19 protein-coding genes are annotated in these 24,677 nt (G+C 64.5%); 11 read left to right on the top strand and 8 right to left on the bottom strand.

Annotated elements, in window-relative coordinates; genetic code table 11:
- Position 1: 1 nt before the first annotated feature.
- Positions 2-874: a flagellar motor stator protein MotA gene (motA, locus tag AC13HB_RS02535; RefSeq protein WP_482948147.1), complete on the bottom strand. Its 873-nt coding sequence runs from the start codon at positions 872-874 to the stop codon at positions 2-4.
- A 138-nt stretch (positions 875-1,012) separates the two neighbouring features.
- On the opposite strand from motA, the gene AC13HB_RS02530 reads away from it, so the two are divergent.
- The gene (locus tag AC13HB_RS02530) at positions 1,013-2,353 is read left to right on the top strand and encodes an MFS transporter (RefSeq protein WP_482948146.1); all 1,341 of its coding nucleotides are present in this window, start codon (positions 1,013-1,015) and stop codon (positions 2,351-2,353) included.
- A 76-nt stretch (positions 2,354-2,429) separates the two neighbouring features.
- On the opposite strand, the gene AC13HB_RS02525 is transcribed toward AC13HB_RS02530, so the two are convergent.
- On the bottom strand, positions 2,430-3,209 hold the full coding sequence (locus tag AC13HB_RS02525; RefSeq protein WP_482948145.1) for a DUF1295 domain-containing protein: 780 nt from the start codon (positions 3,207-3,209) through the stop codon (positions 2,430-2,432).
- A gap of 163 nt (positions 3,210-3,372) precedes the next feature.
- On the opposite strand from AC13HB_RS02525, the gene AC13HB_RS02520 reads away from it, so the two are divergent.
- Positions 3,373-3,756 (top strand): BlaI/MecI/CopY family transcriptional regulator, encoded by a 384-nt coding sequence (locus AC13HB_RS02520; protein ID WP_482948144.1) that lies wholly within the window; start codon positions 3,373-3,375, stop codon positions 3,754-3,756.
- Between the two features lie 6 nt (positions 3,757-3,762).
- Here AC13HB_RS02520 and AC13HB_RS02515 read toward each other — a convergent pair whose 3' ends face one another.
- The 3 genes from AC13HB_RS02515 to AC13HB_RS02505 all read right to left on the bottom strand — a co-directional run bounded on the left by AC13HB_RS02515 (position 3,763) and on the right by AC13HB_RS02505 (position 8,047).
- Positions 3,763-4,707 carry an alpha/beta fold hydrolase gene (locus AC13HB_RS02515; protein ID WP_482948143.1) on the bottom strand — a complete coding sequence of 315 codons (945 nt, stop codon included), beginning with the start codon at positions 4,705-4,707 and terminating at the stop codon, positions 3,763-3,765.
- Between the two features lie 113 nt (positions 4,708-4,820).
- Positions 4,821-7,139: a TonB-dependent receptor gene (locus tag AC13HB_RS02510; RefSeq protein WP_482948142.1), complete on the bottom strand. Its 2,319-nt coding sequence runs from the start codon at positions 7,137-7,139 to the stop codon at positions 4,821-4,823.
- A complete protein-coding gene (locus tag AC13HB_RS02505) occupies positions 7,136-8,047 on the bottom strand; it encodes an alpha/beta fold hydrolase (RefSeq protein WP_482948141.1) in 912 nt (303 codons plus the stop codon). Before AC13HB_RS02505 ends, AC13HB_RS02510 begins: the two co-directional genes overlap by 4 nt.
- A gap of 81 nt (positions 8,048-8,128) precedes the next feature.
- On the opposite strand from AC13HB_RS02505, the gene AC13HB_RS02500 reads away from it, so the two are divergent.
- From AC13HB_RS02500 to AC13HB_RS02470, 7 genes are read left to right on the top strand one after another with little or no spacing between them, the layout of a single operon-like run.
- Positions 8,129-8,737: a TetR/AcrR family transcriptional regulator gene (locus AC13HB_RS02500; RefSeq protein WP_482948140.1), complete on the top strand. Its 609-nt coding sequence runs from the start codon at positions 8,129-8,131 to the stop codon at positions 8,735-8,737.
- A complete protein-coding gene (locus AC13HB_RS02495; RefSeq protein WP_482948139.1) occupies positions 8,734-9,516 on the top strand; it encodes an enoyl-CoA hydratase/isomerase family protein in 783 nt (260 codons plus the stop codon). The genes AC13HB_RS02500 and AC13HB_RS02495 overlap by 4 nt, the downstream gene beginning before the upstream one ends.
- Positions 9,517-9,547: 31 nt before the next feature.
- Positions 9,548-11,041, top strand: coding sequence for an acyl-CoA synthetase (locus AC13HB_RS02490; protein WP_482948138.1), 1,494 nt, complete (start codon positions 9,548-9,550; stop codon positions 11,039-11,041).
- The gene (locus tag AC13HB_RS02485; protein WP_482948137.1) at positions 11,038-11,409 is read left to right on the top strand and encodes a MaoC/PaaZ C-terminal domain-containing protein; all 372 of its coding nucleotides are present in this window, start codon (positions 11,038-11,040) and stop codon (positions 11,407-11,409) included. Before AC13HB_RS02490 ends, AC13HB_RS02485 begins: the two co-directional genes overlap by 4 nt.
- Positions 11,406-11,786: a hotdog family protein gene (locus AC13HB_RS02480; protein WP_482948136.1), complete on the top strand. Its 381-nt coding sequence runs from the start codon at positions 11,406-11,408 to the stop codon at positions 11,784-11,786. Before AC13HB_RS02485 ends, AC13HB_RS02480 begins: the two co-directional genes overlap by 4 nt.
- A 54-nt stretch (positions 11,787-11,840) precedes the next feature.
- A complete protein-coding gene (locus AC13HB_RS02475) occupies positions 11,841-13,466 on the top strand; it encodes a phytoene desaturase family protein (RefSeq protein ID WP_482948135.1) in 1,626 nt (541 codons plus the stop codon).
- An 11-nt stretch (positions 13,467-13,477) separates the two neighbouring features.
- On the top strand, positions 13,478-13,942 hold the full coding sequence (locus AC13HB_RS02470) for a nickel-binding protein (protein ID WP_482948134.1): 465 nt from the start codon (positions 13,478-13,480) through the stop codon (positions 13,940-13,942).
- A gap of 121 nt (positions 13,943-14,063) precedes the next feature.
- On the opposite strand, the gene ppa is transcribed toward AC13HB_RS02470, so the two are convergent.
- From ppa to AC13HB_RS02455, 3 genes are all read right to left on the bottom strand, one after another.
- On the bottom strand, positions 14,064-14,591 hold the full coding sequence (gene ppa, locus AC13HB_RS02465) for an inorganic diphosphatase (protein WP_482948133.1): 528 nt from the start codon (positions 14,589-14,591) through the stop codon (positions 14,064-14,066).
- Between the two features lie 103 nt (positions 14,592-14,694).
- A complete protein-coding gene (gene gltB / locus AC13HB_RS02460; protein WP_482948132.1) occupies positions 14,695-19,224 on the bottom strand; it encodes a glutamate synthase large subunit in 4,530 nt (1,509 codons plus the stop codon).
- A complete protein-coding gene (locus AC13HB_RS02455; RefSeq protein ID WP_482948178.1) occupies positions 19,221-20,654 on the bottom strand; it encodes an NAD(P)-dependent oxidoreductase in 1,434 nt (477 codons plus the stop codon). The genes gltB and AC13HB_RS02455 overlap by 4 nt, the downstream gene beginning before the upstream one ends.
- Positions 20,655-21,070: 416 nt before the next feature.
- Here AC13HB_RS02455 and AC13HB_RS02450 point away from each other — a divergent pair, with 416 nt between their 5' ends.
- Both AC13HB_RS02450 and AC13HB_RS02445 read left to right on the top strand, forming a co-directional pair.
- The gene (locus AC13HB_RS02450) at positions 21,071-23,575 is read left to right on the top strand and encodes a zinc-dependent metalloprotease (protein ID WP_482948131.1); all 2,505 of its coding nucleotides are present in this window, start codon (positions 21,071-21,073) and stop codon (positions 23,573-23,575) included.
- A complete protein-coding gene (locus AC13HB_RS02445; RefSeq protein ID WP_482948130.1) occupies positions 23,575-24,648 on the top strand; it encodes a WD40/YVTN/BNR-like repeat-containing protein in 1,074 nt (357 codons plus the stop codon). The genes AC13HB_RS02450 and AC13HB_RS02445 overlap by 1 nt, the downstream gene beginning before the upstream one ends.
- Positions 24,649-24,677: the final 29 nt, after the last annotated feature.

Below are 24,677 nucleotides of genomic sequence, written 5' to 3'. Positions count from 1 at the left end.
ATCAGCCGACTTCCGACGGGATCTCGTCTAGTGCGCTTTCCAGTTCGGTGAAGCTGGGCTGCATCTTGGAGGGGATACCACCACGGCCGATCTCGACGGAGATCTGGGCTGCATTGCCGTGGAGGTGAGCCACGAGCACGTCCTGGATGATCTTGTAGAACTGGTGTTCCTCATCATAGATCGCCTGCATGTAAGCCGCGAAGGGGCCGACGAAGCCATAGGCGAGGAACACGCCCAGGAAAGTGCCGACCAGCGCGCCGCCGATATAACCGCCAAGCACGGCAGGCGGACTTTCGATCGCGCCCATCGTCTTGATCACGCCCAGCACGGCCGCAACGATACCGAGCGCCGGCAGGCCATCGGCCATGGTCTGCATGGCGTGCGCCGGATCGGCCGCTTCGTGATGGTGCTTTTCCAGCTGCTTTTCCATCGCGTCTTCGACCTGATGGGGATCCTCCAGATTCATCGTCATCATGCGCAACGTGTCGCAGATGAAGTCGACCGCGAAATGGTCCTTCATGATCTTCGGATAGCGCGTGAAAATTGCACTTTCCGTGGGGTTTTCGATATGGCTTTCGAGCGCAATAACCCCTTTTGTTTTCATCGTTTTCGTAAGAAGGAACAGGAGTGAGAGCAGGTCCTTGTAGTCCTGCCCTTTCCATTTCGGCCCGGTGAAGATTTTGGAGAGATCACCCAGCGTCTTCATCACCGTCTTCGGCTTGTTGCCGATCAGGAACGAACCCACCGCGGCACCGCCGATCATCATCATTTCGAACGGCATGGCCTTGAGAATGACGTCGAAATGGCCATTCGCGAGCTTAAAGCCGCCGAACACCATCACAAACACGACAACAATGCCGATAATCTGGAACATCTACCCGTCCACCACATCTGCCGGGCGGTTTCTCCACCCGTTTGGGGGCACTATGACCGGGTAAGCTTAATGTCCGGTTGAACGCTTGTTATTGAGGCGTTTACGGAATACGCGCTGACCCACAGCCGCCGGAACTGCATGGCGGCAATCGCGAAATCGCATTGGACGCCCTCGACGGCCGCGTCTACATCTTGGCCGATGATCACCCTGCCCGACAGCCCCGCACCGACCAGCCGAGCCGACCGCCGCGACGCATTCCGCCTTCTTTTCCTATGTCTTATGGTGACCGGGATCGGCAATAACATGCTCTTCGCGATCCTCCCGCCGCTGGCCCGCCGGCTGGCCGTGCAGGAATACTGGGTCGGCGCGATCTATACTGTCTCCGCCGTTCTTTTTATGACCATGACGCCGATCTGGGGCGCACTGTCGGACCGCCGCGGACGCAAGCCGCTGATCATATTCGGCCTCTCGGCCTTTGCCTGCTCCACCCTGATCTTCGCCGCCGCCGCCTGGGCCGGCGAGAATGGCTGGGTGCCCCCCATGGCCGCTATCCTCGCCATGGCACTGGCTCGGACCCTTTTTGGTTCGCTGGGCTCGGCCAGCAATCCATCCGCCCAAGCCTATGTCGCCGACCGGACCAGTCCCGCCGAACGGACCGAGGCCCTGGCCGGCCTCTCCGCAGCCTTCGGTCTTGGCGCCGTGATCGGCCCGACCCTGGCCGCCACCTTCGTCGAGATGATCGGCGTCGCCGCTTTCATGGTCATGATCTCAGCAGCGGTCGCGGGATGCGCCGCAGCCGTGGCCTGGAAACTGCCGGAGCAGAGCCCGCCGCGCGTCCAGCAGCGCCCGCTCAATCCCTTCACCCAGTTCGCCTTCGGCGCCGATCCGCGTATCTTCGCCTTCGTCGTCTATGGTTGCGTGATCTGGGTGGTTCAGTCGATGAGCCTGTCCACTCTCGCCTTCTTCATCATGGATTCTCTGGGTCTGGACGACCGGGCCGGGCTGCAGATGTCGTCTATCGCGCTCGCCGCGGGCGCGGGTGCCCTGATCATCGGACAACTCGTCGTGATCCCGGCCCTCAAGGCCAGCCCGCGTGTCCTGATGGCGATCGGTGCGGTCGTCACCCTGGTGGGCAGCGCGCTGATGACGGTCGTGCCGAACTATGCCGGCATCGTTTCGGCCTACATCCTGGTGAGCTTCGCCTTCGGCCTGGCGCGGTCCGGCTTCACGGCGGGCGCCTCGATCGCGGTGACGCCGGAAGAACAGGGACGCGTCGCCGGTCTGACCACTGCGACGGCGGGGCTCGGTTTCATCATCGGTCCGGTCGGCGGTCTCTTCCTCTACAACCAGGCCGGCCATCTGAGCCCTTACATGCTCGGTGCCGTGCTTTCGGTCATCGCGGCCGCGATCGCCTGGTTCCACCCGCGCATCAAGAAAGCGGTCGAAGTGGTGACGCTGGAGCCCGAGCCGGAGCCCTGATCACCCAGAGGCGTATGCAGGGCGAACGGCTGGAGGACATCCTGCCGAAAAGCCGGGACTTTCATTGAGCCGTCGGTCAGTCCCGTTTCGGAAACCACGGAATGAAGCCGCTTGTGCGTCTTACATAATCCGCATAGCCCGGCCGGCTTTCGTGGAGGTTTTTCTCGAGGAGGGCCGCACCCGACCATTTGACCAGGGTCCAGGTCAGGAAGGCCGGACCGATCGCCGTCCACCAGCCGGTCCCGTCGGAAACCGCGATCAGCCACAGTCCCCAGAAAACGCAGGCATCGCCAAAGTAATTGGGGTGCCGCGTATAGCGCCACAGCCCCCGGTCCATGACCTGGCCCTTGTTCGCCGGGTCCGCCTTGAAGCGCGCCAGCTGCCAATCGCCAATGGTCTCGAACAGAAAGCCGAGGGCGAAGAGGCCGATCGCGGCCCAGGCCAGCCCCGTCAGCGGTCTCGCACCCTCCATTACCGCATGCTGGACCGGCAGGGCGACCAGCCAGAGCAGGCTGCCCTGAAGCAGGAAGACGGCGACGAGATTGAACAGATGGACACGCCCGCCCGGCGCCTTCGCCATCAGGTCGGCATAGCGCCGGTCGAGTCCCTCCTTGCGCCAGCGCAGGAAAAGATGCGTCGCCAGGCGCAGCCCCCACAGCGTGACCAGAGGCAGGACCAGACTGCTGCCGAACAGCGGCCATCCGGCCAGAAGTGCGCTCGAAACGGCGAGCAGCACGAAACCGAGCGGCCAGACGCTGTCGATGAATGACGGGTCCCGGCGCGGGATGGACAGCGTCCACAGCCCCGTCATGACCAGAAGGATGAAACCCAGATTGAGCAGGTAAACGATCAGCACGTCGCACGCCTCCTCCCGCGCAAGCTAGCGCAATGGCGGGCAAGGGAAAGGGCCGTGACGGCTGCACGGGTCCGAAACGGCGCACCGATTGCAAAGGATTTGTTAAGGACGCCGCTCTGTTGCAAAATGAAGCAGCCCGGCGGCGATGCTAGGGGAGAGGATAATGTCGGCCATTCAGACGCTCACGGACGAAGAAAACACCACCATGCGCATCCTGTGGGATCGCGGGGGCGCCTCCGTGAACGAACTGGCCGTGGCCACCCGGCGCGCACCGGGCGAGACCCTCACCATGCTGCGCCGGCTGCGCCGCAAGGGAGCGGTCGATCGACACCAGAACGGCGCCCGCGACGTCATCTACCGCCCGCGTCTCAATCGCGAGACCGCCCGCACGCATGCGCTCGGCCGTCTGCTCAGTGGCGACAGCGTCGAGGATAACGGCCTCGGCGTCGTGGTCCTGCGCGAAAGCGATGTCGACCCCCAGGACTGGGCCGATCTGCAGGCTGAGATCGCCGCGAAGCGCGCCCGCCGGCAAGGCGCCGGTCGCTAACCCCGCCTATTCCTCCAGGAAACTGCGAACGTCCGAGAGCGTTGCCTCGGACGCTTCGTCATGCGCGAGATGCCCGACGCCCTCATACGTGATCAGCCGCGCATCGGGCATGTCCGAAACGAAGCGCGAGCCGTGCTCGACCGGCACCATGGCGTCGGCTTCGCCCCAGAGGATCAGGGTCGGAACATCGACACGCGCGAGATCGTCCGTGGGGTCGGGCAGGGTGAAAACTTCCAGCCGCCGGATCAGCGCCTGGGGAATGCCCTCGCCGCGCATCAGGGTGAATATCCGCTCCGCATCCGCCAGGTCGAGTGCCTCCGGATTGCCGTAAAGCGAAGCCGTCGCCGCATTGACCACGCCCTCCGGCGCATCGCTCATGAAGAGCCGGATAGCGAGCGGAACGGCGACCGGGTCTTCGGTCACGCCATTGATCGAATAGCCACCCGGCGAGACAAGAACGAGCTTGCTGACGCGCTCCGGGTTATCCGCCGCATAGCGCCAGGCAACCAGTCCGCCGAGCGAATTACCGGCGAGAACCACTTCCTCCACCGCGAGAGCATCCAGAACCTGTCCGAGGAAGTCGACCGTTTCGGGAACGCTGTAGCGCTCTTGCGGGTCGGGGCCCGTCAGACCGTGTCCCGGCAGATCCATGCGGATAACGCGGTAATCGTCGGACAAGCCGGCGGCCCAGTCATCCCAGCTCTCCAGCGAATGCGAAAAGCCGTGCACCATGACGATGGCGGGCGCATCCTGCGGGCCTTCGATGCGCACGCGCGCCTCAAACCCGTCCAGAACGATCAGACGGTCCTCCGCCTGCCACCAGGGCGACGCCATGACGGCTGCGGATTCGTAGGGGTCGGACGGTTCCTGACCGGAACGGCCGAGTGTGAACCAGGCGATACCGGCGAGCAGGAGCAGGCCGGCAAGAAGGATCAGGATGAAGCGCGACATGGCGGAGATATTCCCTTTCGGACAGAAAACAGCCGGCGGGTCCAGGGACACCGCCGGCTGAGACTAGCAGGATTGCGCGGGCCAGGGAGGTTCTGGTCCGCGCTGTTCCGGACCTAGTAGCGGTAACGGATCGTACCGGTCACCGTGCGCGGATTGCCGTAGAAGGCCGTGAGCACGCCCTCGAGGCCGAGCTCCGGCGCCAGCGTGGCGTTATCGACGAAATCATAGCCGGCGACCTTGTAACGCTCATCGGTCAGATTGCGGCCATGCACGCCGAGCTGCCAATGGCCGTCGGCGCTGTCCCACACGAACGAAGCATTCCAGAGCGTGTAGGCGTTCTGGTCGAGCTGTGCGAACGGGATCTCGAACTGGCTGGAGTCGCCGCGGTGGCTGATCGTGTTGAGCACGGTCAGATCACCTTCGCCGAGCGGTGCGACATAGCTCAGCGTAGCGCTGGCCGTAACGTCCGGCGTGTTCTGGATGACAACATCATCGGAGATATCGACACCGAACGCGTTGATGAACTGGTCGTACTCACCGTCCAGCAGACCGATGGCCCAGCTCAGATCGAGCTGGTCGCCCTGGCGGAACATATCTTCAGCCATTTCGAGCATGCCTTCATATTCGATGCCCTGAATGGTGGCTGCCGCCGCGTTGGTGGTCACACCGGTGAAGGTGTCGTTGACGCCATCATTATTGGTATCGACACCGACCGAGCCGGGAATCTGGACGTCCGAATAGTCCATGTGGAAGAGGGCAAGGCTGTGACGATAGCGATCACCCTCGAACTTCCAGCCGAGTTCGAAACTGTCGACCGTTTCGGGTTCGAAGGACATGAACGCGAAAATGTCACCGGCATCGACCGTACCGGAACCGTCGAGGTCCGGCGCAGCGGATGTCTGACCACGCGGGTCGAAACCGCCGCCCTTGAAGCCCTGGCTGTAGGTTGCGTAGAAATTGTTCGACGCGTTGGGCTGCCAGGCGAGGGTCACGGTCGGGCTGAAATCATCCCAGGAATTCGTCCCCTCGAAATCCGACGTCGTCGCAATCAGCGTCGGAGACCCGCCGAAGAATTCGGAGAAGCCGCCGATATAGGTACGGCGCAGGACACGAGACGACCGCTCGTCCTCGGTGTAGCGGCCACCCAGCGTCACCGCCCACTCATCATTGATGTCGTAGGTGAAATTGGCGAATACCGACCAGGTTTCAGTCTCGACATCGCCGAAAGTCTGGGCGTTGAGACCCGGCAGGCTGATCAGCGTTCCGAGATCGTCCAGAAGCACGTCAAAGACGGTGCTGGCCGTCGCATCCAGATAGTAGAAGCCCATGATGCCGGCGAGACGATCGCCTTCATAAAGGAGCTGGAATTCTTCCGAGAACTGCTCGTTCTCGTAAATGGCCGGAACGTCGAAATCGCCACTCGGAAGGCTGTCGAAATCGATCGGCGTAGTCGACTCGTCGGAACGGTCCGCGATGATGTTGCGGGCGGTCCACTGGTCGTTGATCTGCCACTCGGCCATGAGCGACATGCCTTCAGACTCGACGTTCTGGTCGATCACATCGAGACCGGCACGCGTGTCGTAGACATTGTCGAGGACCGGAAAGTCGAAGGTCGGGAACTGGTCGGGGATCAGGCGATGGCCCTGACGCGGCGCCGACTCGTCTTCGGTACGGTCATAGCTGAAACGGACGAAGAAATTGTCGCTCGGTTCCCATTCGGCGGAGACACGGCCGGCAAGCACGTCCTTGTTGTAGTTTTCCTCGCCCGTGAACAGGTTCTCGCCGAAGCCGTCACGGTTGAGATTGGCGATGGCGGCGCCGACACGGAAAGTGTCGCCCAGCGGCAGCGAGCCCGAGATGATCTGGTCGAACTGGTTGTAGCTGCCGACATTCACGCGAGCCTGGAAGGTCGGGCTGTCGGGATCGAGACGGCGCGTCACATATTTGACGGCACCACCGATCGTGTTGCGCCCGTAGAGCGTGCCCTGGGGACCGCGCAGCACCTCGATGCGCTCGACGTCAAAGATGTCGAGAACGGCCGCCTGCGGACGGTTGAGATAGACGTCATCGAGATAGATGCCGACACCGGATTCGAAACCGGCGACCGGGTCCTGCTGGCCCACGCCGCGGATGAAGGCGGTCAGGGTCGAGTTCGTGCCGCGCGACACTTCCAGCGTCACGTTCGGCGTGCTCTCGCCGATCGAGACGATGTCGACAGCACCGGCCGTTTCGAGCTGTTCACCGCCAAAAGCGGTCACGGACATCGGAACGTCCTGAAGCGTTTCCTCGCGGCGGCGAGCCGTCACGGTGATAACGTCTTCGTCGGTGCTGGTCCCGTTGTCCTGTGCCACGACAGGTGCCGACATCAGCGCGGTCGCCGCAACGGAGCCCAGAAGGAGCGCCGTGCGGGTCATGTATCGGGTGGTTTTCATGAGATACTCCCCTCGGATGATTGTGATGAATCTGCAGCGCCCTGAACACGCTGCGCAAAGTCGATAACCGTCTGGGCGAACTCTTGCGGCTGCTCCAGGTGTGGTGCGTGCCCGGATCGGGCAAACCCTTTCCGCTCTGCCTGCGGCAGAGCTTCGACGAGATACCGGCTCGTCTCCGGTCCGTAGGCCTCGCTCTTCTCGCCATAGGTAACGAGCGCAGGCAGGTGCATTGCCGGCAAGGCGGGGCGAAGGTCCTGTTGGGCCATGGATTCCCAGAGGTCGGCCATGGCATCGGCCTCGCGGAGGCCGAATTGTTCGAGCGCCGTCTCAACGAGTTCGGGCTCGTTCCGCGCGCGGTCGCGCGCAAACATCTGGGGTGCGAAAGCCGCGGCATAGGCCGGCCAGCCGGCGCGCATGGCGGCCATGGCCCGATCGCTCGAGGCGGCGTTCATGCCGTTTGACATGCCGAGCGTCCAGCCATCCCCGTTGAGAATGCGCGGGCTCATATCCTCGACGATCATGCCGGCGACCCGGTCGTTGCCATGCCGTTCGAGCATCGACCAGACCGTCATGGCGCCCATCGACCATCCGAGAAGGATGACCGTTCGAAGATCGAGCGCAACAAGTAATTCGTGCAGGTCGTCAGCGAGCGTGGGAAGTGTGAGCGGTTCGCTGCCAGCCGGCGTGACGCCATGAGCACGCAAGTCCGGCGCGATGACGCGGAAGTCGTGTGACAGGGCCTCGCGCAAAGCATTGAAAAAGGCGCCTGAGGCGGCCCAACCATGCACGAGCACGATGGTGACAGGTCCCGTACCGCTCTCGCTATAAGCCATGGGCGTACCGTCGCGCAGGATGACATGTCCCGCGGCGCCGTTCGACCCAGACTGGTTTGCAAGAACCCCCAGCACGTCTTTTCTCCCCTTGAACGCCCGGAATCGATGCGTTCATGTCATATTGCTTTAGGTCTCATTTTGTGAAAACTGAATCATATGTCAACTTCTGAAACGACAACACAGACGAAACAGCCCAAGACCGCTCGCGGGCTCCGGACGCGCAACAAGCTTCTGGAAGCGGCGGAGGGGGCGTTCGGGGAGAATGGATTCCACACCACCTCGATCGGCGATATTACCCGTCGGGCATCGGTGGCACTGGGAACTTTCTACGTTTATTTCGACTCGAAAGACGAGATATTCCGGGCACTTGTCGCTCATATGGGCGAGATGGTCCGCAGCTGGATCGCCGAGCGCGTGAAATCTGCCAAGGACCGCCTGGACGCCGAACATCTCGGCCTCGTCGCCTATATCGAGTTCGCTCGCGCGCACCCCAATCTCTACCGCATCATCGAAGAATCCCAATTCGTCGCGCCGGATGCCTACAAGGCCCACTATGAGAGTTTCGCCCAGCGTTATGAGCGTAATCTCGCCGACGCAGAGGAGCGCGGAGAGATCCGGGGCGGCGACCAGGCAACGCGTGCCTGGGCCCTGATCGGGATCAGCGTCTTCCTCGGCCTGCGCTTCGGCATCTGGGACCAGAGCGAGTCTGCCGAGGACATCGCCCGCGCGGCGACCGACCTTATCGGAGAGGGACTGCAGCCGTGAGCCCCGCACCACTCGTCCTTGTCACGCCCATCGGAGACGGCATCGTCCGGCTCGGTCTCAACCGGCCCGGCCGCGGCAACAGCCTCAATCCGGACCTGCTCGAGGCCCTGCTCGAGGCCGTCGAGCAGAACCGTGGCGCCCGTGCCGTTGTCGTGACCGGCGAAGGCCGGGCCTTTTCGAGCGGCGGCGATATCGCCGGTTTCCGGGACCATTCCGCCACACCGGACATGCTGACCGCCTATAGCGACCGCATCGTCGGCACGCTCAATCGCGTCATCCTGGCCTTGCGGGATCTGCCCTGCCCGACCCTGGCGGGGGTCAACGGGCCGGTGACCGGCGGATCGCTGGGTCTGATGCTGGCCTGCGACTGCGTAATCATGAGCCGGTCGGCCTTCATCCAGCCCTATTACGCGCGAATGGGGTTCGCCCCGGACGGCGGCTGGACGGCCATGCTGCCAGACCGGATCGGACCGGCCCGCACCCAGGCCTGGATTGCCCGGGACGACCGTGTCGATGCGACCAACGCTTTCGCGATCGGCCTCGCAGACGAGCTCACCGAGCCGGAAGCATTCGAGGCCGCGCTGGCCCACCGAGCTCACCAGCTGGCCGCCCAGGACGCGGGTACGATCCGGACCGCGCGCCGTCTCGTCCAGCCGGACCTGACCGGCGACCGACTTGCCGAGCGCCTCGATGTCGAGCGCCTGGCTTTTCTGGACCTCATCGCAAGACCGGAGACGGCGGAGAGAATGAAAACATTCCTCGCCGGACACGCAGCCTAGGGGCATCCACGGGAGGACGCAGATGGATGTGATGACCGATATAACGGCCCGCCGGGCGGCCCTGGCGCCAAACGCGACCGCTTTCGAAAACGTGCTGACCGGCGAAACGGTCAGCTATGGCGAGCTCGATCGCCGCAGCGCCTGCGCTGCGTCATTGCTGGCGTCCGAAGGCGTCGCGAAAGGCGACCGCGTGGCCGTATTGTGCCGGAACCGCATCGAGTTCTTCGAACTCCTCTTCGCCTGCGGCAAACTCGGTGCGATCCTGGTCCCGCTCAACTGGCGCATGCCCGCGCCGGAGCTTCGTGACCTCATGGCCGATTGCGAGCCCGTCCTGCTTGCGGCAGGGTCGGAGGATATCGTGACGGCCGGCGAGGCGATCGGCAGCACCGCAATCCGCCTTCTCGATCTCGAGACCGACTATTCCGAACGCCGCGACGCCGCCTCCCCGCATCCCGGGCGGACGGCCTGGCCCGGCGACGAGCCCTGGTATCTGATCTACACCTCGGGCACGACCGGCAAGCCGAAAGGCGTGATCCAGACCTACCGCATGGCGCTGGTCAATTACGTCAATATCGGCCAGGCCATCGGCCTGCGTCCGGGCGACGCCACACTGAACTTCCTGCCGCTCTTCCACACGGCCGGCATCAATCTGCACACACTTCCGGTGTTGATGGCCGGCGGGCATATCCACATCCTGCCCGGCTTCGACCCGGCCCGGACGCTGGCGCTGATCGATGCGGGCAAGCTGGATGTCTTCATCGGCGTGCCCGCCATCTATCGCGAACTCACCCTGCACCCGGAATTCGAGCGCACCGACCTTACGCGTCTGCGCCACTGGTCCTGCGGCGGTGCGGCCCTGCCCGACGTGCTGATCGAACGTATGGCCGAGCGCGGCGTGAAAGTCTGCAACGGCTTCGGCATGACCGAGACCGGACCGACCGCCTTCCTGATGGACGAGGCCGCCGCGATCGAGAAGATCGGGTCGGTCGGCAAGGCTCAATTGCTGATAGAGGCCCGCATTGCCGGTCCCGACGACCGGCCCGTTCGTGCGGGCGAGACGGGAGAAATCCAGTTCTTCGGACCGGGCCTCACGCCCGGCTACTGGAACAAGCCGGAGGAAACCGCCAAGCTCTATACGAAGGATGGCTGGCTCAAGAGCGGCGATATCGGCCGCTTCGACGCAGACGGGTATTGCTTCGTCGCAGGCCGGATCAAGGAGATGTACATCTCCGGCGGGGAAAACGTCTATCCGGCCGAGGTCGAGAATATTCTCTCCGATCATCCCGCCGTCCAGGAAGCGGCCGTCTGCGGTGTCCCGGACGAGAAATGGGGCGAGGTCGGCTGCGCCCACATCATCCTGCACCCGGGCGAGACCGCCGACAGCGCCACCCTGACCGCCTGGTGCCGGGAACGGCTCGCCGCCTACAAGGTGCCGCGCCACTTCCTCTTCCCGGCAGATTTCCCTCGCACCGCGGCCGGCAAGGTACAAAAACATCTCCTGCCCGTTCCGGAGACCGCCCAATGAGCCGGCGCGCGACCCTGGTCCGCAGCTTCACCCAGGCCGATTTCGACGCCTTCGCCACGCTGTCCGGCGACGACAACCCGATCCATGTCGACCCGGAATTCTCCGCCGGAACCAGGTTCGGCAAGACCGTCGCCCATGGCGCCCTGCTCTGCTCGGTCCTGCGCGGACTGGTCGCCCAGCTCGCTCCGGGCGGCAGGCAGATCCGACAATCAACCATGTATCCAGCCCCTTCTCCCGCCGGCACGCCGCTGCGTTTCGATGCGGAAATCATTGAAGAACAAGAAGACCGAGCCGTTATCAGGCTGGAGGTTCGGCAGCTCGCCGACGACACTGTTACCTGTACCGGTGAAACTGAGGTGACGCGATGAGCACGCCCCTCGCACTCGAGCAGACCGCCGAGACGCACAGGACCTTCACCCAGGCCGATGTCGACGCCCTGCACACGCTCACCGGTGCGCCGCGCGCCAGCGGCATGGTGCCGGAAGCGCTTATCAACGGAATGTTCTCCTATCTGCTCGGAGTCGACCTGCCGGGTCAGGGTACGAATTATCTCAAGCAGGAGACGGAATTCCTGCAGGACGCGCCGCTCGGAGAAGAATTGACAGCCAGGGTACGGATCACGCGCCTGCGCCCGGAAAAGCACCTGGTCGACCTCGAAACCACCTGCCTGGACAGCCTCGGAAGCCTCATCGCCCGGGGGCGCGCCCTTGTGCTCGCCCGCGACGTGGCGGACGCATTTTCATGATTACAATCTCGGGTATCCATTTACCTTTCTGAAAAGGCGTGGAGAATCCACGCTATGAATGCACGGAGCAGACCGGCAAGGGCCGGAGATCCCGAACGGGACATCGTTATCATCGGTGGCGGCCATAACGGCCTCGTCTGCGCGGCCTACCTCGCCGCGGCCGGGCTCGACGTCACGGTTCTGGAACGGCGGGACGTGCTCGGCGGTGCCGCCGTTACCGAGGAATTCCATCCTGGCTTCCGTAATTCGGTCGCGTCCTACACCGTCTCCCTCCTCAATCCGAAAGTGATCGCCGACCTCGAGCTGGCGCGGCACGGCCTCAAGATCGTCGAGCGCAGGATCGGCAATTTTCTGCCGCTCGAGGATGGATATCTGCTGGCTGGGGAGGGGCTCACCAAAGCCCAGACCGCCAAATTCTCCGAGCGCGACGCGGAACGGCTTGACGCCTATGAGGAAAGGCTCGAAGCCGTAGCGGACACGCTGCGCAAGCTCGTTCTGGAAACACCCCCCAATTTGCGTGAAGGCGGCCTGGCGGGCGCCCTTCCCGACCTCTTCAAGGCGATGTCGCTGGGCGGGAAGCTGGGCGGCATGTCAATGACCGCCAAGCGCGATCTGCTCGATCTTTTCTCCAAATCTGCCGGCGACTGGCTCGACGGCTGGTTCGAGAGCGACCCGGTCAAGGCGCTGTTCGGCTTCGACGGGGTGGTCGGCAATTATGCCAGCCCCTACACGCCTGGTAGCGCCTATGTCCTGCTCCATCATCTCTTTGGCGAGGTAAACGGCAAGAAGGGCGCCTGGGGTCATGCGATCGGCGGCATGGGCGCGATCACCCAGGCCATGGCGGCCTGCTGCCGCGAACGCGGCGTGGACCTGCGGACAGGCGCTCCCGTCGGTCACGTCCTGACCGAAAAGGGAGCCGCAACCGGCGTCGTTCTGGAAAGCGGCGAAACGCTGACCGCGCGCGCGGTCGTGTCCAACCTCAACCCGAAGCTCCTGTTCGAACATCTCGTGGAGCCGGATGTGCTGCCCGAGGATTTCCGCGAGCGCATCCGCCAGTATCGCTGCGGGTCTGGCACTTTCCGGATGAATCTCGCCCTGAAGGATTTGCCGCGCTTCACCTGCCTGCCCGATCCAGGCGACCATCTCACCGCAGGTATCATTATCGCGCCAAGCCTCGACTATATGGAGCGTGCCTATGCCGATGCGCGGCGGGACGGCTGGTCGCGCGAGCCCATTATCGAAATGCTGATCCCGTCGACATTGGACGACACCCTCGCCCCACCGGGCCAGCACGTCGCCAGCCTCTTCTGTCAGCACGTGGCGCCGGAACTGCCGCGCGGGAGGGACTGGGACGATCATCGCGACGAAGTCGCCCGGCACATGATCGCAACAATGGAGAAATGGGCGCCGGGCTTCTCGGACCTGGTGCTCGGTTACCAGGCCCTGACCCCCAAAGACCTCGAGCGAACATTCGGCCTGGTCGGAGGCGACATCTTCCACGGCGCGCTGAGCCTGGACCAGCTTTTTTCCGCACGGCCAGTTCTCGGCCACGCGGATCACCGCAGCCCGCTCAAGCGGCTTTACCAGTGCGGATCGGGGACGCATCCGGGCGGCGGCGTAACCGGCGCACCCGGACACAATGCGGCGCGGGAAATCCTGAAGGATTTCCGCAAGCGCTAGACTGATGGCCGATGCCAGACGTCACGAATGGCAAAACCGGCCGTTCGGGCCTATACTGGGTGACTGAAGCGCCCATCGTCATGCGCTTCGGGAAAGTCAGTTCAAACATTTCAGGCCATGGACCGGGCAAATCGAGAGATCGCCCGGCAACACCCGTTATTCTGACGGGAGGAGGTGACACCGTGCCGAAGTTTATTGATTCCCACCCGATGCAGCCCTTTTCCGCCGAGCTGTTGCAAAGCCTGCAATCCGCGCCGCCGGACGAATTCGGGGTAACGCATCACGATATCCTGTACAACGAGAAGGAAGACAGGATTTATTGCGTGCTTGACGCACCGAACATCGAAGCCGTTCACAAGCACCACAAAAAGGCCGGCATCGATTGCGAGTTCGTGCTTGAAGTCGATTCCACCCGCGACCCTGCTAGGGCCTCAGGAACGTCGAAAACCCGAACCCGCGAGCCGGCAGACGTCTAGAGTCAGCGCCGTTTCGATCGGCGAATCCACAACTCGCACTAAAATGCGCCGGCCGTAGCCGACAAAAAAGACCGGTGGAGATTTCCACCGGTCTTTTTGTTAGTCAGCAGGAACTTGGCGCCTACTTGTTCACGCGCTCGATCGATTCCTGGATCAGTTCGCGAGCCTTGGCGCTGTCGCCCCAGCCGGTGACCTTCACCCACTTGTTGGGCTCAAGATCCTTGTAGTGCTCGAAGAAGTGCTTGATGCGCATTAGCTGCGGTTGGGCGACATCGCCATATTCCCTGATCTCGTCATAGAGCGGCGAGAGCTTGTGATGGGGCACGGCGAGGATTTTCTCGTCCATGCCGCTCTCGTCTTCCATCAGCAGCACGCCGATCGGGCGGGCGCGCACGACGCATCCCGGTACCAGCGTGGTGTGGCCGATAATCATGACGTCGATCGGATCGCCGTCCTCGGACAGCGTATGCGGCGTAAAGCCGTAATTGCAGGGATAGCTCATCGGCGTGTGCAGATAGCGGTCGACGAAGAGCGTGCCGGCATCCTTGTCCATCTCGTACTTGACCGGCTGGCCGCCCACCGGAACCTCGATGATGACATTGATGTCTTCGGGCGGGTTTTCACCCGCGGAAATTCTGTCGATCCGCATGATGCGCTCCTTCCGGCTGAGACCTGCGCCCTCTTACGCGTTTCCGCCCGTTCCGCCAATCGCCTTGCTGCACCGCAATATGCGATTTTGCGGTCGATCCCGCTCAGGCCGAACGGGACTCGTTGGCCGGCTCCGGAATGGTCCGTTCACGCTGTACGAGTTCGGCACCGCGAAGGTGCACGAAATGGGCTCGCTCCACTGCCCATGATGCCAGCAGGCGCCGGGCCACGACGGAGCCCGTCACGGATGCATGGGCCTCGATCATGTCGAGGCAGCGGCGCTCGGCCTCGCCCTCGAGATCGAAGGCCAGCACGCTTTCCCGATTGAGCCGGGCATCGAGACGTCGATCGGGATCATAGACGAAAACATCGCCGCCGGTCATGCCCGCCGCGAAATTGTCGCCGACAGCACCGAGGATCACCGCAGCGCCGCCAGTCATGTATTCGCAGCCATTCGTGCCGCAACCCTCGATCACGGTCTCCGCACCGGAATTGCGGACCGCGAAGCGCTGACCGGCGCGTCCGGCGGCGTAGAGCCGGCCCGACGTCGCCCCGTAAAGACAGGTATTGCCGATGATCGCATGATCGAGATTGGTTTCGCCGGCACCGCCATGCGGACGCACGACGATAGTCGCTCCGGACAAACCCTTGCCGACATAGTCGTTGGCGTCACCATCGAGCTCGATCCGCAGGCCTTTCGCGGCAAAGGCGCCCAGTGACTGCCCGGCCGAGCCACGCAGGCGAAGGGTAAGGTGGCCCTCGCCGAGTCCGTCCGCGCCGAAGCGCGTGACGATTTCCGACGAGGTCCGCGTACCCACGGCCCGATCGGTATTCTTCACCCCGTAATCGAGCTGCATCTTCTCGCCGCGATCGAAGGCCGGCGCTGCGTCCTGGAGTATCTGCTCGTCCAGGCTGGGTGCCACATCATTGCGCTGGTCGCGCGTCGACCGGGCCGGGCGCTCCACCGCATCGGCCCGCGCCATGATCGCGGACAGATCGAGATCGTCGAGGGAGTCCGAGCCGCGGCTGACCTGATCGAGCAGGTCCGACCGGCCGATCACATCCTCCAGCGATGCCGCACCGAGACTGGCGAGAATCTCGCGGACGTCCTGCGCCATGAAAGTCATCAGGTTGACGACATGGTCCGGGATGCCGCCGAAGCGGGCGCGCAGATCGTCGTCCTGCGTACACACACCGACCGGACAGGTATTGGAATGACATTGCCGGACCATGAGACAGCCCAGGGCCAGCAGGGAAGCGGTACCGATGCCGAATTCCTCGGCGCCGAGCATGGCGGCCATGACGATGTCGCGGCCCGTGCGGATGCCACCGTCGGCACGCAGGGTCACGCGCTCGCGCAACCCGTTCAGCGAGAGCATCTGGTGCGCTTCCGCCAGACCCAGCTCGAGCGGTCCGCCGGCGAATTTGATCGAGCTGAGCGCTGCAGCACCCGTGCCGCCGACCGAGCCGGAGATATTGATGATGTCGGCATTCGCCTTGGCCACGCCGGCCGCAACGGCACCGACGCCGGCAGCCGCGACCAGTTTCACGCAGACGCGGGCCTTCGGGCTGATCTGCTTGAGGTCGTAGATCAGCTGGGCGAGGTCTTCGATGGAATAGATGTCATGGTGCGGCGGCGGCGAGATCAGGCTCACGCCGGGGGTCGCCAGGCGCATGCGTGCGATGAAGTCGGTCACCTTGAAGCCGGGAAGCTGGCCGCCTTCGCCCGGCTTGGCGCCCTGGGCCACCTTGATCTCGATCTCGCGGCACTGATTGAGATATTCGGCCGTCACGCCGAACCGGCCGGAGGCGATCTGCTTGACCGCGGAATTCATATTGTCGCCATTGGGCAGCGGCCGGTAGCGGACCGGGTCCTCGCCGCCCTCTCCGGACACGGATTTCGCGCCGATCCGGTTCATCGCCACGTTCAAGGCGCCGTGCGCCTCCGGCGAGAGAGCACCGAGGGACATGCCCGGCGTTACGAAGCGGCGGCGAATGCCATTGATCGATTCCACCCGGTCCAGACTGATCGCTTCGCCGACCGGGCGCATGTCGAGCAGATCGCGCAAATGGATCGGCCCCTGGCCGGCGATCGCCGCGCGATACCGGCTCCAGGCTTCCGCATCGTTGTTGCGCACGGCCGCCTGCAGCTCGGTGATCGAGGCAGCAGACACCGCGTGCCGGTCGCCGGTAGAGCGCTGACGGTAGAAGCCGCCGATGGGCAGGCGCGCTTCACCGCGCCAGGCCTTGCGGTGGAGGTCCACGGTGCGGACTTCCAGCCCCGGCAGGCCGATCCCGGAAATCCGGCTGACAACACCCGGCAGATAGGCTTCCACCAAGGCACGGGAGAGACCGAGCACCTCGAAATTGCAGCCGCCCCGGTAGGAGGAAATGATCGAGATGCCCATCTTGGACAGGATTTTCAGAAGCCCCCCATCGAGCGCGGTCTTGAGCCGCAGGGCGCGCTCGCGCGCCCATGCTTCGCCGCCACGCTCGCCGCGGTCGGAAGTTACGGTGTCGAAGGCGAGATAAGGGTTCACCGTCGTCGCTCCGAGTCCGATCAGAACGGCCGCATAGTGCGCGTCGAAACATTCCGCTGAGCGGACATTGATCGAACACCGGTTGCGCAGACCTTCGCGGGTCAGCGTCGAATGCACGGCCCCGGCGACGAGGATCATGGGAAGCGCAGCCCGGGCCCGGTCCTGCCGGTGATCCGTCAGCACGAGGTGGGCAGCTCCATCGCTGATTGCCGCCACCGCCTCGGCAATGACCGCATCGAGCGCCTGGCTGAGCGCCTGCCCGTCGCCACTGGCACCTTCGAGAGGAAGCAGGCAATCGATCTCCTTGACCGCCCCGCCCATGTGCGCGCGCCATCTATCGTAACCGCCATTGGTCAGGATCGGACTGTCGAGCACGAGTACGCTGCTGCGTTCCTGCCCCCGGCCGAGGATATTGCCCAGATTCCGGAACCGGGTCTTGAGCCCCATCACGCGCCCCTCTCGGAGCGGATCGATCGGCGGGTTGGTGACCTGCGAGAAATTCTGGCGGAAGAAGTGCGAAAGCGGGCGATAGGTTTCCGACAGCACGGCGAGCGGCGCGTCGTCTCCCATCGAGCCGACCGCTTCCTTGCCGTCCTCGGCCATCGCTTCGAGCACCAGCTCGATACCCTCGAAACTGAAACCGGCCGCCGCCTGGCGACGCGTCCTGTCGTCAGGCTCGAACAGCATGCCCTCATCGCCAGGACCAACGACCGGCTCGATATCCTCCATCTCGCCCAGCCAGTGGCGATAGGGATGTTTCTCGCTCAGCTCGTCGAGAATTTCGTTTTCCCGGTAAAAGCGGCCTTCGTCCAGATCGAGCGCGATCAGACGGCCCGGCGTGATGCTCCCGCGTTCCACGACAGCGTCCTGCGCGACCGTCGCCATGCCCGTCTCCGAGCCGGTGACCAGCGTCCCGTCACGCGTCACGGCATAGCGCATCGGACGCAGGCCATTGCGATCGAGGCCCGCGATCGCCCAGCGGCCGTCGAAGGCTGCGATCGCAGCCGGACCGTCCCAGGGTTCCATGACCGCATTGCAGTACTCGTACATGTCCCGCCAGGCTTCCGGCATGACATCCGTGCGCTTGGACCAGGCTTCGGGAATGAGAAGCGTCTTGGTCATCGGCGCCGAGCGTCCGCCGCGCACCAGTATCTCGAAAGTCTGGTCGAGCGCGGCACTGTCGGACGCGCCGGGCTGAATGACGGGTTTCACATCGCGTTCGGAACCGGGAAATGCGGTTTCGGCGATGTGGATCTCATGGCTTTTCATCCAGTTGGCATTGCCGCGGATCGTATTGATCTCGCCATTGTGCGCCAGCATGCGGAAAGGCTGGGCCAGCCGCCATTCCGGAAAGGTGTTGGTGGAATAGCGCTGGTGGAAAATCGCGAAGGGCGAGATGAAATCCGGGCTCTGCAGATCGCGGTAGAAGGCGTCGATATCCTGCGCCCGGAACAGGCCCTTGTAGATGATGTCGCGGGAGGACAGCGAGCAGATATAGAGCTCGCGCAGATTTTCCTCGCGGGCCCGACGTTCGATCCGGCGGCGAACCAGGTAGAGCACACGCTCCACATCCGCGGCGTGGCGGCCGCGCGGATCGCGAAACAGGACCTGCTCGATCTCCGGCAGGGTGGCGCGAGCTTTCTCGCCAAGCACGGCCGTATCGACCGGCGGCTGGCGCCAGCCATAAAAGGAGAAGCCCTCGCGCAGGATTTCCGCCTCGACGATGGCGCGTGCGCGCTCGCGGGCGGCAAAGTCCGTGCGCGGCAGAAAGACCATCCCGACAATGACATCGCCGCGTTCGGGCTCGTGGCCGGTGCGCGCGACGGCGGCCTTGAAGAAATCCTGCGGCACGCCTACGCGAAGCCCGGCACCGTCGCCGGTGCGGCCGTCCGCATCGACGGCTCCGCGGTGCCAGACCGATTTGAGCGCCTCTATGGCGAGCTCAACGATCTCGCGCCGCGCCCGCCCCTTCATGTCGGCGATCAAGCCGACACCGCAGGCGTCACGTTCGAATTCCGGCCGGTGCAGACCGGCCTTTTCAAGCACATCCAGGCCGGCGCGGTGACGCGCCTCCGTCCAGCGATCCTGTGTCATTCGGCAGCTCCCAGTACACTGAGACGATTGTCCAGATAGCACTCGATCGAGCGCGCGGCATCGAGCCCGTCCTTGATCGCCCAGACAACGAGCGACGCACCGCGGTGGAGATCTCCCGCGACGAAGACGCCATCCAGGCTGGTCATGCGGGTTGCCGTATCGGCCTCAACGCGACCGTCCTCGTGCACGGACAGGGCGCTGGCACCAAGGGTCTTGGGAAGGTCTTCCGGCGTGAAGCCCAAAGCGGAGATGACCATATCCGCTTCGAGATCGAAGGTCCGGCCGGGATCGGGTTCGGGCGCACGCCGGCCGCTGGCGTCTGGAGCGCCGAGGCGCATGCCCTGGACCCGAACTGCGGAGATAGCGTCACCCTGGGTGAGTACTGCCAGCGGCGCACTCAGCCATTCGAAGACGACGCCTTCTTCTTCGGCATGTTTCACTTCGCGCGCGGACCCCGGCATGTTCACCCGGTCGCGGCGATAGAGGCAGGTGACGCTTTTTGCGCCCTGGCGAATGGCGGTGCGGACGCAATCCATCGCCGTATCCCCGCCGCCGATCACCACCACGCGCTTGCCGCTGGCAGAGAGACCTTCCTCAGGCGCCGTGGGATCGCCCAGATCGTCGCGATTGGCGCGGGTAAGATAGTCGAGCGCGGCGACGATGCCCTCGCCCGCCCCCGGACAGGTGAGCTGGCGCGCCTTGTAGACCCCGGTTGCCAGCAGAACGGCATGATGCCGCGTGCGCAATTCCGGAAGCGTGGCGTCCCGGCCAACCTCGAAGCCCAGCTTGAATTCCACGCCGCCCTCTTCCAGACGGTCGAGCCGGCGTTGGACCACGTCTTTTTCGAGCTTGAAGGCTGGGATGCCGTACATCAGGAGGCCGCCGGCGCGATCCGAGCGCTCATATACCGTTACGTCGAAGCCCGCCTCGCGAAGCCGTTCCGCCGCCGCCAGTCCGGCCGGGCCGGAGCCGACAATGCCTACGCTCTGGCCGCGTGGCACGCCCGGCCGCAGTGGTTCCACCCACCCTTCCGACCAGGCCGTATCGGTGATGTATTGCTCGACCGAGCCGATCGTCACCGCGCCGTGTTCGGACTTCTCGATCACGCAGCTGCCTTCGCAGAGCCGGTCCTGGGGACAGATCCGGCCGCAGATTTCCGGCATGGTCGAAGTCGCGGCGGAAACCTCGAAGGCTTCGCGAAGCCGTCCCTCTCCGGCCAGCATCAACCAGTCGGGGATATTGTTCTGGAGGGGACAGCCCGACTGGCAGAAAGGAATGCCGCACTGGGAACAGCGCGAGGCCTGCTCGGCTGCCTTTGCCGTATCGAATGGCCGGTAGATTTCATGGAAATCATGGCTGCGCTCGCTTTCGGGACGCTTTTCCGGGTAGGCCTGATCGATGTCGACAAATCTGAGCAAACGCGCCTCCAGTCGGGATTGGACTTCGCCACTGCAGCACACATCTCGCAAGCGCACAACAAGGCGGCCCGCCGCCGGTTTGGCAATTTATTCTGTCCGGCGGCAGTTATTTGAATTCTTGTTTCTCTCATGGCGAGACTGGGCTCGCGAGAAGCAAACTATGGTCCGCAAACGGATTATGTCAAATGAGCCGGTTAGGGACCTTTTTGCTGCAAGTGCGATGTGCTCTGAATTTCTTGCCGCTTCTGATGGCAATCGGCGGACAGGGTCCGGTGCAGCAAGCGTCCACCGCAATCATTTCCTGCCTCTACAGCGCCGCATCGGACCCATTCAGGCCGCCCGGCAGGCTGGCGCCGGTCGCGTCGGCGCGTGACAGGCCGCGCGGCAAAAGCTAGCGTCCGGTTCGCACGGGAGAGGAGATCAACCACATGAAAACCGGCTTGTTTCTGAAGACGACCGCGATCGCCGCCGCACTGATGGCCGCGAGCGGAACCGCGGGGCTGGCCCAGTCGGACGCTCCGGCGAGCTTTGCCGAAACCGTGGACGGGCTCGAGCATCGCGACGGCCTCATCCCGCTGCATGTGGACGCTGCCGACGGACGCATCCTCGCAGAGCTGGCGCCGCAGGCCGACGGCTCGCTGGGACGCGTGATCTACACGGCTCGCCTGACATCCGGCATGGGCTCCAATCCCGTCGGCATCGATCGCGGCCTGGGAACCGGTACCGAGATCCTGCGCTTCTTCCGCGTCAATGACCGCGTCTTCGCCGAATTCGAGAATACCCGCTACCGCGCCCTCGGGGCTGAAGCCGACGAGGCCCGCGCGACCCGGCAATCCTTCGCCCGCTCCGTCGTCTGGAGCACGGACATCGTCGCCGAGACCGACGGGCGGGTCCTTATCGATCTCTCCGATTTCCTGCTCCGCGATCCGATCGGCGTGGTCGACCAGCTCGACCGGACCGGTCAGGGCGGCTTCTCCATCGCCAGTGATCGCAGCGCCGCCCTGACCGACAGCGCGCTCGTCTTCCCGCAGAATGTCGAGATCGATGCGCTGCTGACGCTGAACGGATCGGACCCCGGCTCGGAAGTCCGCGCCGTCACGCCGGCCCCCGACTCGGTAACCCTGACCGTGCACCACTCCTTCGTGGCCCTGCCCGAACCGGGCTTCGAACCGCGCATTGCTGACGACCGCTCCGGTGCCATCACGCTCGACTTCTACGACATGGCGACCCCGCTCGACGAGCCGGTCCGGCGCTCCTACGCCATCCGTCACCGGCTCGAACGTGTCGATCCGGATGCGGAGTCCGGCCCCGCGGTCGAGCCCATCGTTTATTATCTCGACCGCGGCGCACCGGACCTCATCCGCGACGCGCTCATCGAGGGCGGAAACTGGTGGGCGGAAGCCTTCGAAGCTGCCGGATACGAGGACGCCTTCCGGGTCGAACTCCTGCCCGAAGACGCACACCCGCTCGACGTCCGCTATAATGTCATCCAGTGGGTCCACCGCCAGACACGCGGTTGGTCCTACGGCGCCTCCGTGGTCGATCCGAGAACGGGCGAGATCATGAAGGGCCATGTCATTCTCGGCAGTCAGCGCGTCCGCCAGGACCGCATGATTTTCGAAGGACTTCTGGGCGCCGAAGGCACAGGCTCGGGCGCGGCGGACGATCCCCTCGAACTCGCCCTGGCCCGCATTCGCCAGCTCTCCGCGCACGAGATCGGTCATACGATCGGCCTCGCCCACAATTTCGCCGCCAGCGTGTCCGATCGTGCATCCGTCATGGACTATCCGGCGCCGCTGGTGACCGCGACCGCCGGCGGGGAGATCGACACCTCGCAGGCCTATGACACCGGCATCGGCGCCTGGGACCGGGTCTCGGTGAGCTGGCTCTACGGCGAATTCGGCGAGAGCGACGCGGCCCGCCGCGAGGCCCTGCTCGAGCAGGCACGCGCCGAGGGTCTCCTCTTCATCACCGACCGGCATGCCCGCGGAAATGCCAGCGCCCACCCGCAAGCCAATCTCTGGGACAACGGCGCCAATGCCGTCGATGCCCTCGCCGAGACGCTGGACGTCCGGCGGATCGCGCTCGACAGCTTCAGCCCCGACGTTCTCGCGAGCGGCCAGCCGGCCAGCAGCCTGCGCGACGTCCTGCCGCCGATCTATCTCTTCCACCGCTACCAGGTGGAGGCCGCCGCGAAGACGATCGGGGGCGTGGTTTTCGACTACGAGATCAATTCCGGCGACCAGTCGGGCCTGCGCCCGGTCGCACCTGCGGAACAGCGCCGTGCGCTGGACGTACTCCTGCGCGCGCTCGAGCCGGCCACGCTGGATCTGGACGACCGGATCGTGTCGCTGATGGCGCCCTCGCCCTATTCCGACTACGACGCAGCTGCCACGCGCGAGCTGTTCGAGAGCCCGGCCTACCCGGCTTTCAGCCGGACATCTGCCGCGGCTGCGGCCGCGCGCATCACGCTGGCCGCCATGCTCTCGCCGGCCCGCATCGACCGGCTGGCCGATCAACATGCACGCGACGGGGCCCAACTCACGCCTGCCGAACTATTCGACAGCGTCGAGACGCTGCTCTTCGACGCACCGCGCGACGAGGCCGCACGGCTGCGACCCATTCGGGAAACCCTGCAGACCGAATATGCCAGCCAGCTGATGGACATTCTCGCGAGCGGATCTCCGCAAGCTGCGTCCCTGGCACGCCAGCGACTGGAGGCCCTGGCCGCCGACGCGCCGTCGCGGCGCGATCGCAGCGAGGGCGCAGACCACCGGCTCTGGCTCGCCCGCACGATCGAAGCGGGACTCGAGCGTCACGATCGCGGCGAAAGCGTCGAGCTGGTGGAAACCGATATCCCGCCCGGCAGCCCGATCGGCGCCGATACATGCTGGCATTGCGACAGCGCCTATCTGATGGGACTGGGCGAATAATGGCCGCCATTCGCGGCGGGCTGACGGCCGCGATTGTGACGGCATCCCTGTCCGCCTGCAGCCAGTCCGGAGACGGACATCAAGGGGTGGTCGAACAATACGGCCAGGACAGCGGGGTGACCGACAGTCTGCGCGGGCTCGCCGTCGTGGACGCGGACACCGCCTGGATCGGCGCCCCGGACGGTCAGGTCCTGAGCACGACCGATGGCGGTGAAACCTGGGCGGTCAGCCGGATAGCGGATGCCGCCGGTCTCGACCTGCGCTCCGCACACGGCTTCGATGCGCAGACGGCCCTGTTCGCCACGGCCGGGCAACCGGCTCGAATCTACCGGACGGACGATGGCGGAACGAGCTTCCGCACGGTCTGGGACGATGCCACCGGTGAGGCCTTTTTCGACAGCATGGCATTCTGGAACGATCGCCGCGGACTGGTCTTCTCCGATCCGGTCGCCGGCGACTTCCTCGTCCTGCTGACGGATGATGGCGGCGAGACCTGGCAGCGCGCCGACGGTCTGCCCGACCCGCTCGAGGGCGAGGCGGGCTTTGCCGCGTCGAATACAAGTATAGCCGTCTCCACAGACGGCTGCGCCTGGATCGGAACCGGGGGCGGCGAGACGGCGCGCGTTCTGCGCAGTTGCGACTGGGGCAGTAGCTGGTCCGCACACGCGACACCGCTGGCAGCAGGCTCGGCCGGAGCCGGCATCTTCTCGCTTTACTGGGATGGAGACCGGCTCTTCGCCGCAGGCGGCAATTACCAGGAACCGGAAACCGCGTTGGGCACGTTCGCCTGGTCGGACGATCGGGGCGAGACCTGGCACGTACCGGAGAGGGGGCTGGGCGGCTATCGGTCTGCCATCACGGGTTTCCCGATCGACGCGGCGACCCTGGTCGCGACCGGCCCTACTGGATCGGACAATTCGCGCAGCAATGGGGAAAGCTGGGGCGTGATGCCATCCTTGCCAGGACATCACGCGATCGGTTTTGCGCCCGACGGCTCGGCAGGCTGGGCGATCGGTTCGGAGGGCCGGATCACGCGATTCACCATCGACCCGGACGCGCCGCACCGGGACTAGGACGCCCGGTCCAGACGGTTGCCCTGACA

It is taken from the genome of Maricaulis sp. B-26 (assembly GCF_056857855.1).
This window is presented reverse-complemented; position numbering and strand designations above follow the sequence as displayed.

What these genes read in the sequence shown, in the direction of transcription:
- AC13HB_RS02470 (WP_482948134.1), top strand. Translation starts at nt 13,478, where the DNA reads ATGCCAGACGTCACGAATGGCAAAACCGGCCGTTCGGGCCTATACTGG.
- AC13HB_RS02500 (WP_482948140.1), top strand. Translation starts at nt 8,129, where the DNA reads ATGTCAACTTCTGAAACGACAACACAGACGAAACAGCCCAAGACCGCT.
- AC13HB_RS02475 (WP_482948135.1), top strand. Translation starts at nt 11,841, where the DNA reads ATGAATGCACGGAGCAGACCGGCAAGGGCCGGAGATCCCGAACGGGAC.
- AC13HB_RS02485 (WP_482948137.1), top strand. Translation starts at nt 11,038, where the DNA reads ATGAGCCGGCGCGCGACCCTGGTCCGCAGCTTCACCCAGGCCGATTTC.
- AC13HB_RS02520 (WP_482948144.1), top strand. Translation starts at nt 3,373, where the DNA reads ATGTCGGCCATTCAGACGCTCACGGACGAAGAAAACACCACCATGCGC.
- motA (WP_482948147.1), bottom strand. Translation starts at nt 874, where the DNA reads ATGTTCCAGATTATCGGCATTGTTGTCGTGTTTGTGATGGTGTTCGGC.
- AC13HB_RS02530 (WP_482948146.1), top strand. Translation starts at nt 1,013, where the DNA reads ATGGCGGCAATCGCGAAATCGCATTGGACGCCCTCGACGGCCGCGTCT.
- AC13HB_RS02510 (WP_482948142.1), bottom strand. Translation starts at nt 7,139, where the DNA reads ATGAAAACCACCCGATACATGACCCGCACGGCGCTCCTTCTGGGCTCC.
- gltB (WP_482948132.1), bottom strand. Translation starts at nt 19,224, where the DNA reads ATGACACAGGATCGCTGGACGGAGGCGCGTCACCGCGCCGGCCTGGAT.
- ppa (WP_482948133.1), bottom strand. Translation starts at nt 14,591, where the DNA reads ATGCGGATCGACAGAATTTCCGCGGGTGAAAACCCGCCCGAAGACATC.
- AC13HB_RS02445 (WP_482948130.1), top strand. Translation starts at nt 23,575, where the DNA reads ATGGCCGCCATTCGCGGCGGGCTGACGGCCGCGATTGTGACGGCATCC.
- AC13HB_RS02515 (WP_482948143.1), bottom strand. Translation starts at nt 4,707, where the DNA reads ATGTCGCGCTTCATCCTGATCCTTCTTGCCGGCCTGCTCCTGCTCGCC.
- AC13HB_RS02450 (WP_482948131.1), top strand. Translation starts at nt 21,071, where the DNA reads ATGAAAACCGGCTTGTTTCTGAAGACGACCGCGATCGCCGCCGCACTG.
- AC13HB_RS02490 (WP_482948138.1), top strand. Translation starts at nt 9,548, where the DNA reads ATGACCGATATAACGGCCCGCCGGGCGGCCCTGGCGCCAAACGCGACC.
- AC13HB_RS02480 (WP_482948136.1), top strand. Translation starts at nt 11,406, where the DNA reads ATGAGCACGCCCCTCGCACTCGAGCAGACCGCCGAGACGCACAGGACC.